Origin of the sequence: Paenibacillus sp. B2(2019), assembly GCF_008370385.1 — a bacterium.
Classification (GTDB): Bacteria; Bacillota; Bacilli; order Paenibacillales; family Paenibacillaceae; genus Paenibacillus_AQ.
In genome coordinates this window covers 553,705-569,253 of record NZ_VTZR01000024.1, presented here as the reverse complement: position 1 = coordinate 569,253, position 15,549 = coordinate 553,705, and the positions used below count along the sequence as shown (strand labels likewise).

The window sequence follows — 15,549 nt, the reverse complement described above, 5'->3', positions numbered from 1 at the left end:
TTCAAGCGGATCATTTAATAATGTTGGGTCTAACGGAGCTTCGCTCGACGATGGTGGTATCAATCTTAATCGTTAGCGCTCCTTCACGTGAATTATCCATCCGTTTAACAACTCGCTGGACAGCAGCTTGTCCGAGTTTCTCAGTAGCTTGTCTTGCTGTAGTTAATGGAACCGGCAGCAAGCTCGCCAATTGAATGTCGGTAAACCCTATGATAGACAATTGATCCGGAACCAATATTTGCATGGAGATTGCCGTATATAAGCATGATGTAGCGATATAGTCGTCTGCACATACGACTGCCGTTAATGCGGAATTATTACCTAAAAACGACGCCAACTGCACATTCGGAGCATTCAACTGATGCATATAATCTTCTGAGCAGCTCAAGTAAATATTACGACTGTTTACGGGCAGATCATGATCCAACATAGCTTGAAGATAACCTCTATACCGGTCTTCCCTGCTCGTCACACCATCAAATGCCATAGAAAGATATCCGATTTCCTGATGGCCTTTCTCAATCAAATACTGGGTGGTTTTATAAGCCCCATGGTAATGATCATGGTAGACACAGTCAATCTGCACCTCTCGAAAGATACGATCGATGATAACTAGAGGGTAGTTTAATAAACTAAGCTCCAATACTTTCTCACTGCACTGCGTACTCCCACGCGGATATAAAATAATACCCTCCACTTGATCATCGTACAGCTCTTGCAAGCATATGCTTTCGTCTTCTTTGTCCCCAGTCATTCGAATGAGTAAATGACAATTCGCTTCACGCGCTTCTTTTTCGACGGAAGTAATTATTCTACCGATATAATCATCCATATTAGGAATCACCAATGCAATCCTTCGTATCGGTTTCTTCTCCTCGATCGCCTTCTCCAGCATCTGTTCACCGGAAAGTGTATGGTGGTAATCAGCGGATATGAATGTCCCACGACGGGCATGGCGATAAACGATCCCTTTTTTCTCCAAGATCTGCAAAGCAAGCTTCGCCGTCATGCGACTGACACCGTACAACTTCGCAATCTCCCCTTCAGATGGGACAAGATCATGTGACTGAAGCTTTCTCTTCCTGATTTCTTCCATAACATGATTTGCTGTCTGTATATATAATAGCGGTTTCCGCTCTTTTTGATGATCCTGATTATCCATTCGAGTCTTCACCCTTTACTCTTCTATGCCGTTAGTCTAAATATTTCGAATGGGACATCTTGTTCTCAAAATAGAATGAACAGTGGATTTATATGCTGCGTTATCAATTAGGAGGTCAACCACTTGAAAAATAAAGAATCATTTGTATTCGTTACAATCCCACTATCCGAGATCAAGAAATTCATTCTTATTGACTTTGTAGCTGGAACGGTCATTTACTTTGCCATAAGGTTTCCCTTACATTCCTTTATAGCCGCCTCAGCCGGCAGCATGTTCGGCCCAATACTCATTCGCCAATCCATGAAATTGGTTCAGAATCGCGCTAAAGCTTAAACCATAAAAGGCAAGCTTTCAACCTTGCTGTATGTATTTTAGAAATTGTTCAATCTGTTTTTTATGATGCTTATCATGTGGAATAAAACTTCTCATATACTTGCGAACACTGAACTTCTTGCGATCTCCATCCTTATATTCCAAATCACATTCTTCATCCGTTAATCCAGAGACTGCATCTAAAATTCTGGATCTGTAGAGCACAATTTGTTCAATCAAGGTTTGCTTGGATAACAATTTGGCATACTCAATCGCGTTAGCATTAAATTCGTTAAAATCCAAATGTTTCGTTGTTAGTGGTTCTTTCAAAATAATCTTCTTAATAGCACCTTCATAGAAATATTTATCCCAGAGCATGAGGTGACAGAGAATATCCTTCACGGTCCATTTACCAGTAGCTATGGGCTTATCCCAATGTTTATCTGGCACCTCTTCTAATGATTTCACGAATGGAATAAGAGACTTAAATTCGAGTATCATTTGCTCCTTTGATTTTACCGCCATAGAAGCTAACCTCCGTGTGAATATAAAATAGAATAGCAAAAATATTATGCAGCATCATCCTTAGAAGCAGTTATTAGATCAGCCTCAGTAGATTCTGGATTCAGCCAAATCTCAATCATATCATGGGTACGCTTTACATCATTTTCATTGAGTATATAATACCATTGATCCGTATGTTTTCCTTCCCCTTGGAGCATATGACTCGTTATTTCAGGGGTTCCACCTTCAAGAATTACCTTCTTAGCCAAATCCAAAATAAAATCTGACTTCATATTGGTTTTAAAGTTACTGCCAGCAATTTCAATAATGTTCTGTATATTAAGAATATTATCTATTCTTTTCATCCGATCAAGCGCTGCTTTTAGGAAAATCCTTTGTCTCTCTGTTCTCTTAAAATCAGAATCTTCCCGATATCTTACATACATTAAAGCTTCCTTACCGGAATAGATCGGTTTGTTCGGCTCAATTCTTAGTTTTTCATGATCGGGGCTCTTATTCTCTATCACCTTGGTGATTGGAAGCACCACTCCTCCAAGAGCATCTGTAACACCCACAAGCCCATTAAAATTAATAGTAGCATAGTAATCAATAGGTGCGTTCAGTAGATTCTTAACGGTATCCACACTCATCTGAGGACCACCGTAGGAATGCGCTGCATTAATCTTGGTTTCTTTTCGTGCTCCTTTGATATTTTCTGCTCCAATAATTTCAGTATATGAATCACGGGGAATGGAGACGAGCAGTGCTTTATGGTCTACAGGTCGAATAACTGTATAAATAATGGAATCAGAAAGTCCGTTTTCTTTGCCACGCTGATCGGTGCCTAGTAGAAGGATAGAGAAAGGACGGTCTTTATTTTCCGTCGTTGCTTGTAATCCAGATTCTTCAGTGTCTTCCAACGGCACATAAGACTCTTCAAGGGTGTGTTCAATAGTTGGTGCTACAACATTATCAAACCCAAAAATCATTAGTTCTTTACGGAAAATAAAGGATCCCAGCCCAACAAGAAGTAAGGTAGCGATCGAAAAGTACCAAATCTTCATTTTCTTGCTGATTTTATTCTTTTTCACTTTCTTTTTCTCGATTCTACTTAAAGCAAATGAAGCAGGTGGATGAGTGCTCTGTTTATTTTTCATTTGAATGAATTACCCTTTCTGTTTATGCGACTTCTCACCATTAATGAACATCACTTTTTATTTCCGCCTACCCTCCATTACCTAAATATCCCATTATTATAGACGATCATTGGATCGATAAGTTTCTTTTTATAAGAAATTTATGAGGCAAAAAAAAAGACCACATCCTATCAAGGATGGGTCTGCAAAGTATATTGAGGTTACATTAGGTTTTGTTCAGGATCGTATCGATTTCACTTTTCAGTAAAAGATACCTGACAACACTTCTCATAATTGGGACTTTGGTTAACTTATGCTGGTCTACATAGCTTTTCATTTGATCTTTAGACAGACCAAGCAAGCTACCGGCTTCAGACACAGTCAATACTTCTTTGTTGCTTGTAGCGTTAAAGGTTTTCTTCACTTTTAAATTCCAGTCTTCAAACACCTGCACTTACATCCGCCACCTTTCTACTAAGCGAGAAATATAAGACATAAAGTATTGTGTGAAACTTATAATTTCTTATATTTAAAAAAATCCCCAAACTATAAGTTTGGGGATTCTTTTCACAACTTTAGAGTTTTACAACATTCTCAGCTTGTTGACCACGATTGCCTTGAACTACGTTAAATTCTACACGTTGTCCTTCATCCAAAGACTTGAATCCGTCACCAGTGATTGCGCTGAAATGTACGAATACGTCTTCTCCGCCTTCAACCTCGATAAAACCAAAGCCTTTGTCTGCGTTAAACCATTTCACTGTTCCTGTTTGCATAATATAATTACCACCTTTTTTTAATTTACATGTTATTCTTATCCCAAAAAAATCTCTTACAAAATCTCTAAAAAAATAAAAATTCACATATGGTACAAGGTTATTGTCATCTTAAGAATAACCCTCTACGCTATGTGAATTAGCAGGTAACTACTTTCGATATATTGATTATAGCACATCCGATGGCATGTAGATACCTTTTAGATTATGTAATAAATGGAAAAAACCCTAATCCTTTAGAAAAGGACAGGGTTTCCCACCTGTAATCACGATATCACATCAGTTTAAATTTTAAAATAAGACAATTTGTCCAGCAAATCTTGCACCATTGAGCTGAGGGATTCCGTCGAAGCTGAGATTTCTTCCATAGAAGCAAGCTGCTCCTCTGAGGCTGCTGCAACACTTTGTGAATCTGCGGACGCTTCTGATGCAAGTTCAGCTAATACTTTTACACTAGCTGAAATTTGCTCTGTACCAGCAGTCATCTGCTGTGCAGCTGCAGATACTTCCTGAATCTGATCTGTAACCTGTGTCATTTCAGCAAGAATCGATGTAAACAAAAGATCACTGTCAGATACACCCTGCACACCGATACGTACTTGCTCATTACCAACAGCCATAGCCTGTGAGGCTTGATTAGTATCTTGGACCACATGTTCGACTAATTCAGTAACTTGTTCGGCAGCTTGTTTCGTTTGATCTGCCAACATGCGTATTTCCGAAGCTACTACAGCAAATCCACGACCTTGTTCACCCACTCTGGATGCTTCAATTGCTGCGTTTAATGCTAATAGATTAGTCTGTTTACTGATATTCGAGATCAGACCAATAATCCCACTAATCTGTACAGATCTTTCACCTAGTCGTTCAATCGCCAGACTCGTCTCATCCACGGATTGCTTAAGCTCTGTCATCTGGTTCACCGCCATTTGAAGCTGTGCACTGCCTCTCTTCGTTTGATCGGTTACTTCGTCTGCAGATGCAGACACCGCTGATGAAGAGTCAGCGATACGTTGCACTCCAATGCTAAGATCGCTCATCGCCAGAGAAGATTCTCCTGCATAACCATTCTGCAGTTGCGCTCCCTCGGCGACTCGTCCAATAGCCACAGCAATCTGTTCAGCAGCTTTCCCTGTCTGTTCCGCGTTCGCTGTCAACTCTTCAGAAGTAGCACCCACTGACATCGATAAATCAGCCACAAGTCCAAACATTTCTCGAAGCTTATATGTCATCTGATTAAAATGTGAAGACATCTTACCGAATTCATCATCATTTCGAACCTGCAATGTTTGTGTTAAGTCCCCTTGAGCCATAAGCTGCAATTTCTCAGATAATACTCGAAGCGGTTTGATCACCATTAACCATAATTGTAAGACTATAACTATTCCTAGAATCAGCATCCCAACAAGCATGATAATAAATGATTCTGTTTTCGATTGTTCGTAATCAGCCATGATTGTAGCTTTAGGAATCGCAGTCTGCGTATACCATACCTGATCGCTTTCTGGCAGTGGAATCGGAACAAAAATACGAAGTACATTTTCTCCTTTGGAATTATTGGTGTACCCCTGAACCGACTTCCCATTCTTCACTTGTCTCCACAGTGCAGCTTTCTCTTCCGTATCACCGAAATCTTTAAGTACACTTTCTGGATCATTAGGATTAGCTGCATATTTACCATTACCCGTGACTAGAGAAACGTATCCACCCATAGGTTTATATTTATCAGCATCCTCCTGGAGCTTTGATAACGAAACATCAAATCCTACCGTCCCAAGAAAAGTGCCCGATTTGTCCAAAATGGGCAGCATAACCGAAATCATCTCTATAGCCCCACCAGTCGTCTCATAGGAATAGGGTTCAATGTAGATCGGTTTTTTCTCTTTTTTAGGTAAAAGGTAATAATCACCCGCACCTTCTACATCGTAATTCTTTAAGGGTTCAACCGTTATTGAACCTTGATTTCTAAGAACATAAGGAATAAAACGCCCCGTACCATCATCATATGGCGTCTTATTGATATTAGCCTGATCGTTTTGATCGAAGGCATTGGGTTCCCACAATGTACTAATTGCAAAAAGCTCGGGTCTGTTCTCAAGCATCGATTTCATTGTAGAAATAACTTCTTCACGACTCAAAGTTTGATGTTCTCTTGATTCAACCAGTACATCTGTGAATACCTTTGCTGCCGACTCTATGTCTACCATACTATTCTGAATAGTTTCCGCATAACTTCGCCCAGCAACTTCCGCCTCTAGTTCACCGTTCGATATGCTCACACTTCGAAGATTAAGCAGATTCGCGATTAGACTAAAGAAAAAGATAACAATGATAACTAAACTTACTACCAGAACAAATTTAACCGTTAAAGAAAGCCTACGATATAACGCCATCTGAACAACTCCACTCTAGGATAATATACCTTATCTTTAATCGACAAAATACGACTATCATTAAATAGGTCTTTTCACCTATAATTAAATAATAAAATTTAAAACACCTATCCCTTCAAAAAGTATGTTTAAATAAAAGTAGCCTAACTAAAAAAATCTCAATACAAAGGAGTTCATGCCGATGGAAATATCCTCTTTTTTGTTGCCTAAAGATCAAGTTGCCTATATCACTAACTCACTATCCATGCTGGAAGCCTTAGAACAATTAGAGCAGCACCATTATACGGCTATCCCTATTATTGATAATGAAGGAAAATATGTAGGAACACTTTCGGAAGGTGATCTATTGTGGAAGCTGAAAAACACAGCAGGTCTAACTTTTGACAATATAGGAGAAGTTCCAGTAAGCGATATCCAGAAGCATGTTCATAACGAGAGCGTTCTCATAAATGCCGAAATGGAGGATATGTTGACGCTCGCCGCAGATCAGAATTTTGTACCTGTGATTGATAAAGAAGGCGTGTTTGTCGGAATTATTCGTCGAAAAGATATCATTGAATATTATACTCGCAACATTACTGATTAACTGATTAATTGAACAACAAATAGACCTGATCAGCAACATCATGAGAAGATGAAGCTAATCAGGTCTATTTTCTACCCTAAATTATAGTTCAGTCAGAATAATGGTTCCTTGAGGGGTGATAGCTAATGTATGTTCATACTGTGCTGACAGACCGCCGTCAATGGTACGTGCAGTCCAACCATCCGCATCAATTTTTGTTCTGTAGCTACCTGTGTTCAGCATCGGTTCAATGGTAAATACCATCCCCTCTTTAAGACGAGGTCCTCTGCCAGCCGGACCATAGTGAGGTACCTCTGGTGCTTCATGCATTTCTGAACCAATCCCATGACCAATAAAATCACGCACAACTGAAAAACCATTAGACTCTGCGTAAACTTGAATAGCATGAGCGACATCCCCGATACGGTTGCCTGCAACTGCCTGCTCGATACCACGGAATAAAGATTCCTTTGTGGTGTCTAGCAATTTAGTCGCCTGCTCACTAATGTTGCCAATCCCATATGACCAAGCGGAATCTGCCAACCAGCCATCTAAGTTAACTACCATGTCTATGGTTACTATATCTCCATCTTTAAGTGGTTCCTTTTTCGGAAATCCGTGGCAGATTACATCATTTACAGAGGCACAGGTTGCGTACGGATATCCGTTATATCCCTTTTGCTCAGGAGTTGCTCCTTGAGACAGTATAAATTTTTCTGCAAATTCATCAATCTCCCAGGTAGTAATTCCCGGCTGTAGAATTTGCGCAATTTGACGATGACATTCAGCGAGAATTTTTCCCGCCGCACGCATTTTTTCGATCTCTTCCATCGTTTTCATGATAATCATAATATCGCCTCTTCTGTACAGAACACATCACTCTTATGCAATGGCTCTTCTTTTGTATTTAGTTTCCCCTTTATATTATGAAAGAAAAACACAAGAAATCCAAATCATTAAGCAAAAAAAATATAATTTCATTTTTAATTCTAAAAAAGACTCCCTTTTTCACGTGAAAGTTTGAGGTTAAAAGAGAAAAATATTACGATAACTTTTCATTCGGCTACCTTGGCACGATCAGCTCGACAGCGAGTAATGATTAGGGTAAGGCCAACTAACAAAGAGGTGTCCCAGTAGCCATAATGCAAGCTCTGGGACACCCATTTCAGTCTAAATTAGATTAGTCATGAAAATTAAGACCTGACGAAACCGCTTTGACATAACCTGCACGGATCACGAAATCTCCAAAATGCTCGCTATGCAGACGTTCTTTCGAATAACGATGAAGAATTGGCTCCAGCGTCTCCAGAATTTCTTTTTCATCTATGTTTTCTTTATACATTTTGTTCAAGCGATCTCCCGTAAACCCTGCTCCCAAGTACATATTATATCTGCCTGGACCTTTACCAATAAACGAGATTTCGCCTAGTGCCGGTCTTGCACACCCATTAGGACAGCCTGTCATCCGGATCACGATTTCCTCATCGCGTAGACCAGCTTCATCAAGGACAAGCTCTAGCTTATCAATCAACGAAGGCAAATAACGTTCTGCTTCAGCCATTGCAAGTCCGCAGGTTGGTAGCGCCACACAAGACATCGAACTGCGTCGTAGCGCAGACAGATGAGCTCCGTCCGTAAGTCCATGCTGTTTAGCCAGCTCAGCCACTTTTCGCTTTTTAGCAGTGGTTACGTTAGCAATCGTTAAATTCTGATTCGGCGTAAGCCGGAAATCCCCAGTATGAATCTTGGCAATTTCCCGCAGTCCAGTCATCAATGTGTACCCTTCTTGGTCATGAATCCGTCCGCTTTGGATATAAAGCGTCAAATTCCATTTTCCATTGGTACCCTTCACCCAGCCGTAGCGGTCTCCATTATGGTCGAAATGATACTCACGTGCTGCCTCAAGCTGCCATCCGAGTCTTTCATGCAGCTCATCGACAAACCATTCCAGACCGTGGCGGTCAATCGTATACTTGAACCGTGCATTTTTGCGGACAGAACGATTTCCATAGTCCCGCTGAATCGTTACTGTCTTCTCCGCTACATCGATCATTTGATCAGGACGGCAAAAACCAATGATACGGCCAAGCTGAGGATACGTGCTGGTATCGCCATGCGTCATTCCCATACCGCCGCCTACAGAAACGTTGAACCCTACCAGCTTATCATTCTCAAGAATAGCGATGAAGCCTAGATCCTGCGAGAACACATCTACGTCATTTGAAGGGGGCACCGCAAGACCAATCTTGAATTTACGCGGTAAATATACCGGACCATAGATCGGTTCAACTTCTGCCCGATCTCCTAAACTATCCACTACCTTTTCACCGTCTAGCCAAATTTCATGGTAAGCGGGAGTGCGTGGGGATAGATGATCACTAACTTTGCGCGCCCATTCATAGACTTCTGCATGCACCTCAGATTGATAAGGATTCGGATTGCTCATTACGTTACGGTTGACATCCCCACAAGCTGCAAGGGTTGTCATTAGCGTATCATTGATGCTTCGAATGGTCTTTTTTAAGTTCCATTTGAGAACGCCATGCATTTGAAATGCCTGTCTTGTAGTCAGACGTAAAGTTCCGTTACCATACTTCTGTGCCAGATCATCCATCACCAGCCATTGCTCCGGTGTAGCTACACCACCTGGGGCAACTACGCGGAGCATAAACTGGAATGCTGGCTCCAGCTTCTGACGTTCCCGTTCATTGCGCAAATCTCTGTCATCCTGCATATAGCTTCCGTGAAATTTAAGCAGCCGATTATCATCTTCAGGCAGACCACCCGTAATCGGATTGCTTAGTGTCTCAACTAATGCACCCCGCAGATAGTTACTCTCCGATTTAATATGCTCAACATCACTTGGAGGCCCGCCGATCGGCTTAACCTTCTCATTGTTTGCCATTGTTGTTATCTCCCCCCGAAGTCATTCGATAACTCCATCTATCCATTAATAGACATCACGCTGGTAACGCTGCGTCTGTTGCATATCTTCCAGATAAGCCGCTGCCGCTTCAGGGCTCAGTCCGCCCTCACTCTGAATCACCGTAAGCAGTGCAGAATGAACATCATGCGCCATGTACTTCTCGTCACCGCAAACGTAGATATGAGCACCTTCTTGCAGCCATTCATAAACCTCACGACTCTTTTGTAAAATGCGATGTTGTACATATACTTTCTCTTCGGTATCACGTGAGAAGGCGACATCCAGCTTACTTAGAACGCCATCCTTTAGCATTCTCTGCCAATCAGTCTGATACAGGAAATCAGTTACAAAATGCCGATCCCCATAGAACAGCCAAGATTTCCCTTCCGCTCCCAGCTCTCCACGTTCCTCTAGGAAAGAGCGGAATGGTGCAACACCTGTGCCTGGTCCGATCATGATGATCGGTGCTTCCGGATTAGTCGGCAGCTTAAAGTTAGGATTATGCTGAATGTAAATAGGCAATGTATCTCCCGGCTCTACTCTTTCTGCGCAATGCACTGAGCAGACTCCGTAACGTTCCCTACCATGAGCCTCATAACGTACAGCTCTGACGGTTAGATGAACCTCATCCGGATTAGCTTTATAACTGCTAGCGATAGAATATAGGCGTGCAGGAAGCTTCCGCAAAATCGTCACAAAACTGCTGGCTGGACCTTCCCACGGTGAGAAGTCCTGGATCAAATCGAGTAGATCGCGTCCTTGAATATACTCTTTAAGCTCCGAAGCACGATCTGGAGCTAATAACTCACTCAGCTTGTTTGAAGCAGACAGCTTTGCCGCTTGCTCCAGCAAAGGTTTGGTCAATACAGTGATTTCATAATGATGCAGAAGTGCCTCACGTAAGGCTCCTTCATCACCTTTCTTATTAAACGGAACCTTATCATTAGGATTCCAGCCCATAGTATGAATAATAGCGTCCACCAGTTCAGGATGATTCTCTGGGTATACTCCCAGTGCATCCCCAGGTTCAAACTGTATATTAGAGCCTTCAAGCGATAGTTCCAAATGGCGAGTCTCCCGGTCCGAGCCGCGTCCGTTCAAATTCAGATTCTCCAGTACCTCTGCCTTAAAAGGATTATTACGAGTATATAGAGGTTCTTGTGACTCTGCGTCCTCCGCGGCTTGAACCGCTTTTGCAGCAATGACTGGAGCATTTAAATTTGCATTTAATGCACCAATTACACCTTCGAACCATTCGGCAACGGAATCGTCATAATCGAGATCACAATCTACACGTGGACTTAGGCGCTTACCACCAAGTTCCTCTAACCTCTGATCGAACTCTTTACCCGTCTGACAGAAAAATTCATAAGAGGTGTCTCCCAGAGCCAGAACTGAAAACCGCAGGTTCTCTAATTGAGGAGCTCTTTTACTGTAAAGAAATTCATGGAAAATCCTTGCATTATCAGGTGGTTCACCTTCTCCATGAGTACTCACCAATAGAAGTAGATTCTCAACCTTTTTAAGTGCTGTAGGTTTGAAATTGTTCATCGCGGAGAGTGTGACCTGAAATCCTTGCTCTTCCAGCTTGCGGGACAAGCTACCCGCAAGTCGCTGGCAATTACCCGTTTGAGAACCAAATAATATGGTCACTTCCCGTGAGGCTGCTGGTTGGCTCTTTACGGCAGCCCCAACCTCTGTATTTCCAATCGTATTCGATGGCACTTGAAGTTCAGCACCTGCTGGCGCTGCCGCCGTAGTACGTCCAATCGCGGACAAATATCCACTGAGCCATATTTGCTGCGTCTCCGTTAAGGTTGGTAGAAGACGATTGAGAAGCTCGACTTGGTTCTCGTTAAAAGGACTGTTCGTTACCTGTAGTTGCAACAATATCCACCTCTCCTAAACATGAAATCTGGTTATGATCCGTGCCTCAATTGAATTTATCTGAGCCTTTTTTAGAACCTCATAAAATCAGGCTATCACAATATTTGTAAACGATCAATGAAGTCATTTTCACCTAAAAATTGTTAATTATTGAAAAAGTATCAATAAAGTACGTAAAAACCGATCAAAACAGTATGATTTGCCCTGTTTTGATCGGTTTCATTATAAAAAATGATACTATTTATAAAATATTGTGATAAATAAAAACTATAAATCCTTCTTACTTTCGGGAAATAATACCTCGCCTCCCCCTGTCTTTATCTTCACAATCTCTTCAAGCGTATTCGATAACTCACCTGGCGGATAAGGCTTCGTTAAATACTTCTGTATCACATCATTCAGTTGGTTCTTATCTGATTGATCCAGAGCAGAAGAGATAACAATCGGAATATTCTCTGTTCTCGAATCCTCTTTTAGCATTCGGATCAAATCCCAACCGTCCAGTTCTTCACCAAGCATCAAATCAACCACGATCGCAACAAATGGTGTTTTCAAGGCCTGATCAAAAGCTTGCTGTGGATGATAGTGATGGGTAACACGGAACCCCTTCCCTTTTAGCTCTTCTGATAAAAGCAACGAAAGACTATAATCATCTTCAACAATCATTACATTAGGTTTGAGCTCTTTATCGGCATTCCATTTATTCAGCTCATCTTGCTGCCGGCTTGCTTCTGCATTAAGGATTGGGAGGCTAAACCAAACGGTTGTCCCTTCACCCTCTACCGAATCAATACCGATGGTTCCCTTTTGTTTCTCAATAATTTCTTTACAGATGGCAAGACCGAGACCTGTTCCACCAATTCTTTTGGAGGCACTGTTGTCCACTCTTCTGAATTTTTGGAATAGCTGTCCGATTTGATCCTTTGGAATGCCCAGACCATTATCCTGGATACGCACAATAATATGATCCGGCTCATTATGCAGCAGTACCTTCACTTCATTGATAGAGGGTGAGAACTTGATCGCATTACTTAACAAATTCGTTAGAACTTGAACGATCTTATCCTTGTCCACATCTACCTCCGCATTCAGAGCCTCATCCACCAATAGCACATGATGTGTGCTACTAAGTTTATATTGATCTATAACCCCAAGGACAATTTCACTAAGATTTACATGCTCCGTGATATACTGCTGCTTCCCTGACTCCATTCTCTGCAGATCCAGAAAATCATTAATAAGCTCAGTCAACCGCTTCGCTTCCTTATGAATCGTCTCCAAATACTTCAGCTGCTTCTCAGGCTTCATGGTTTTAGACAATAGCAGTTCCGTGAATCCTAATACACTCGACAATGGTGTTCTCAGCTCATGACTTACCGTACTGACAAGATCAGATTTCATAAGATCCAGCTCGTACTCCCTAGTGATATCTCTATATACAAACAATGTACCAATTCTAAGCTCCCGGCGGAAAACAGGAATCGCATAAACATCAATATGCTTCTTGGATTCCGTTCCAATAGAGTATTGCATACTGCTGGACTCCAGAGCATCCTCAGAGATTGCTTGTTCAAAAAACGACCGAAGCTCATGGTTCTCATTCGAGCGTTCGATGAAATAATCCATCCATTCTTTTCTAGGAGTCAGTGTACCTTCAATCCAGTCATAGTTAACGATGTTGCACAGCGCCTTATTCATCTGAAGCATCATGCCTTCTGTACTCACGAACTGAATGCCTTCGTTTACGTTATTCACGATATCGCGGTTCAGCTTTCGCCCATGTTCAATCTCTTCGTACATGAATAAACGTTCAATCGCCAGAGCTACGCGGTTCATCATTCCTTGAACCTCATTAATCTCTTCTTTACTGAAAGAATGTCCAATCCGGGTTCCGCAAAATACAGCTAGAATCTCATCTTCTGCATTTACAACAGTGGTATAGAAATCATAACAGTAGACCTCATTCGCAGAAATTCCCTGTTCCGATTGCGTAGCTAGACGCTTAATCAGATAGGTTTTTTCCGTCTTCAAACGATATAACATTTCATTGTTCTCATTATCGAGATAACGCGCTACATTTTCCTGAGGAATCCCTTTAACAGCCGCGATCTTATCTTTTACAAGAAGGAAGAAACTCGAATCAAATGAATACAGGTGATGCATGAACTGAATAAACTTATCTGCAAATTCTTGTTTATCTAAGGTGTACGTAATGTCATGATTCAGCTGATTATTAAGTTCAAGCATTTTTTTGGTCTGTTCTGTATTCTTCAGCGTCTCCGCTAGCTCCAGCTGTACACTTTTCATAGAGGTGACATCATACGCGATAAAAATGTACTGATAAATCACACCCTCATTGTTCAGATACGGCACGACAGTCAGATGCATCCAGATTGGCAATCCGTCTTTAGTCAGAATCTGGAGTTCATTGCTCCATACCCCACCCGTATATAATTTGTTGAAGATCTTCTGCATCTGTTCTCTAGATATATTATAGAGTTCAAATAACTTATAGGTAAAACCGATAATTTCAGAATTTTTATAGCCGGTATATTTGCTTAAATTATCATTCGCGTAGGTAAATACGCCTTTATCTGTAAGGATCCCCACCGCTGAGGACTGATCGAGTGCCTTCATCATACTCTCTATTTCACTAAGCGAACGTTGCAGTCTGTACTGCTGATCCTGAAGTTCATCTTGCTGCGCGTGTAGCTCTTCATTCTGCATCATCAATTCTTCTTCTTTGTCCTGAATACTTCTGGCCATATTTAGAAATGCATTATAAAGCCGACCAATCTCATCTTGATGCTTAAGCTTGCCGAGAAGAATTTCCTCACCGGCAGCCAAGGAATGAGTGGCCCCTTCCAGCTTCAAAATAGGATTAATCAAATTCTTAAGAATCCGCCAGATCATAAAGGTAAAGAACAGTAGAATAATCGTGCTAAAAAAGAAGGCGATAAAAGTGAATTCGTTAGCTCGTTTGATATAATCCATAGCCATGGTATTTAATGCTGCATCGGATCGCTGTCTGTACTCTTTCGTATACGTTAGAAAATCATTCACTGATTTAGTAATACCATCTCCGGATAGTACTCTCAAAGCAGCATAATCATCAGCCTCGACAAGCCGAATTGCTTCCGGTAAGGTTTTGTTTTTATACTGGACATAAAATGATTTTAAACCATCTCTAAACAAGGCTTCTTCGGCGGATAAATTAAGATTAGAATACGTATCCAGTATTTGATCAAATTTTACTAAGGCTGCATTTAAGAGCTTTAATTCATTCTCGTCCTTAAGCAAAGTGAATCCCCTAGCTCGGAAAAACACCTCATTTAACGTGCTCGCCATCTCGCTGATCGTGTCTGCTTTATACTGCAAACTTTCACGTTCTCTACTTAATTCATCTTGCTCATAGTTTATGAAAATAAAAAATACAGTTCCCATAAGAATGATTAAAGAAAACACTAATACAATGATGCGGAAATATTTATTTTTGATACTGTGATTAGCGTTACTTTCCTTCACCACTCAGGATCCCCTCCACAATCTGCAAGAGTTCCATCGGACTAAATGGTTTCGGCATGAAGTAACGCGCACCTGCTTCAACTGCTCGAATTCGATCTACATCTTGAGCTTTGGCCGTTAACATTAATATAGCTGTAGTTTTCTTTTTCTCCTCATCCAGCTGCTGAAGCACTTCAATCCCTGTCATTTCCGGCATCATATAATCCAGAATCACCAAATCATAAGGATCCGTAGACAGCTTAGTTAGAGCTTCCAACCCATTCTCCGCTGTGTGAATTTCAACATTCTCCAAATCTTCCAATGTATCCTCGATTAACATCCGTAATACTTCTTCATCATCCACTACCATTATTTTTTGCATAT

Annotated in this window: 13 protein-coding genes; 2 read left to right on the top strand and 11 right to left on the bottom strand. The window is 41.2% G+C overall.

Annotated elements, in window-relative coordinates:
• Nucleotides 1-10: 10 nt before the first annotated feature.
• Nucleotides 11-1,162, bottom strand: coding sequence for a substrate-binding domain-containing protein (locus tag PAENI_RS23850; protein WP_149646886.1), 1,152 nt, complete (start codon nucleotides 1,160-1,162; stop codon nucleotides 11-13).
• A 123-nt stretch (nucleotides 1,163-1,285) separates the two neighbouring features.
• On the opposite strand from PAENI_RS23850, the gene PAENI_RS23845 reads away from it, so the two are divergent.
• Nucleotides 1,286-1,495: a hypothetical protein gene (locus PAENI_RS23845; protein WP_042189964.1), complete on the top strand. Its 210-nt coding sequence runs from the start codon at nucleotides 1,286-1,288 to the stop codon at nucleotides 1,493-1,495.
• 18 nt (nucleotides 1,496-1,513) lie between these two features.
• On the opposite strand, the gene PAENI_RS23840 is transcribed toward PAENI_RS23845, so the two are convergent.
• From PAENI_RS23840 to PAENI_RS23820, 5 genes are all read right to left on the bottom strand, one after another.
• Complete coding sequence (locus PAENI_RS23840; protein WP_149646885.1) at nucleotides 1,514-1,999, bottom strand: DinB family protein; 486 nt, start codon at nucleotides 1,997-1,999, stop codon at nucleotides 1,514-1,516.
• 44 nt (nucleotides 2,000-2,043) lie between these two features.
• A complete protein-coding gene (locus PAENI_RS23835; protein ID WP_262495700.1) occupies nucleotides 2,044-3,042 on the bottom strand; it encodes an LCP family protein in 999 nt (332 codons plus the stop codon).
• A gap of 298 nt (nucleotides 3,043-3,340) precedes the next feature.
• Nucleotides 3,341-3,568, bottom strand: a complete 228-nt coding sequence (locus PAENI_RS23830; RefSeq protein ID WP_042189969.1) for a MerR family transcriptional regulator — start codon at nucleotides 3,566-3,568, stop codon at nucleotides 3,341-3,343.
• Between the two features lie 121 nt (nucleotides 3,569-3,689).
• The gene (locus PAENI_RS23825) at nucleotides 3,690-3,890 is read right to left on the bottom strand and encodes a cold-shock protein (RefSeq protein ID WP_036685790.1); all 201 of its coding nucleotides are present in this window, start codon (nucleotides 3,888-3,890) and stop codon (nucleotides 3,690-3,692) included.
• Nucleotides 3,891-4,174: 284 nt separating this feature from the next.
• Nucleotides 4,175-6,283 carry a methyl-accepting chemotaxis protein gene (locus PAENI_RS23820; RefSeq protein ID WP_076300542.1) on the bottom strand — a complete coding sequence of 703 codons (2,109 nt, stop codon included), beginning with the start codon at nucleotides 6,281-6,283 and terminating at the stop codon, nucleotides 4,175-4,177.
• Nucleotides 6,284-6,464: 181 nt separating this feature from the next.
• On the opposite strand from PAENI_RS23820, the gene PAENI_RS23815 reads away from it, so the two are divergent.
• Nucleotides 6,465-6,869: a CBS domain-containing protein gene (locus tag PAENI_RS23815; protein ID WP_042189973.1), complete on the top strand. Its 405-nt coding sequence runs from the start codon at nucleotides 6,465-6,467 to the stop codon at nucleotides 6,867-6,869.
• Between the two features lie 81 nt (nucleotides 6,870-6,950).
• On the opposite strand, the gene map is transcribed toward PAENI_RS23815, so the two are convergent.
• The 5 genes from map to PAENI_RS23790 form a co-directional block, all read right to left on the bottom strand.
• Nucleotides 6,951-7,697 carry a type I methionyl aminopeptidase gene (gene map / locus PAENI_RS23810; protein ID WP_042129378.1) on the bottom strand — a complete coding sequence of 249 codons (747 nt, stop codon included), beginning with the start codon at nucleotides 7,695-7,697 and terminating at the stop codon, nucleotides 6,951-6,953.
• Nucleotides 7,698-8,028: 331 nt separating this feature from the next.
• Complete coding sequence (gene cysI / locus PAENI_RS23805) at nucleotides 8,029-9,753, bottom strand: assimilatory sulfite reductase (NADPH) hemoprotein subunit (RefSeq protein ID WP_149646883.1); 1,725 nt, start codon at nucleotides 9,751-9,753, stop codon at nucleotides 8,029-8,031.
• 45 nt (nucleotides 9,754-9,798) lie between these two features.
• Nucleotides 9,799-11,661 carry an assimilatory sulfite reductase (NADPH) flavoprotein subunit gene (locus PAENI_RS23800; RefSeq protein ID WP_149647072.1) on the bottom strand — a complete coding sequence of 621 codons (1,863 nt, stop codon included), beginning with the start codon at nucleotides 11,659-11,661 and terminating at the stop codon, nucleotides 9,799-9,801.
• A 267-nt stretch (nucleotides 11,662-11,928) separates the two neighbouring features.
• The gene (locus tag PAENI_RS23795; protein WP_149646882.1) at nucleotides 11,929-15,186 is read right to left on the bottom strand and encodes an ATP-binding protein; all 3,258 of its coding nucleotides are present in this window, start codon (nucleotides 15,184-15,186) and stop codon (nucleotides 11,929-11,931) included.
• The gene (locus PAENI_RS23790) at nucleotides 15,173-15,547 is read right to left on the bottom strand and encodes a response regulator transcription factor (RefSeq protein WP_149646881.1); all 375 of its coding nucleotides are present in this window, start codon (nucleotides 15,545-15,547) and stop codon (nucleotides 15,173-15,175) included. The genes PAENI_RS23795 and PAENI_RS23790 overlap by 14 nt, the downstream gene beginning before the upstream one ends.
• Nucleotides 15,548-15,549 lie beyond the last annotated feature (2 nt).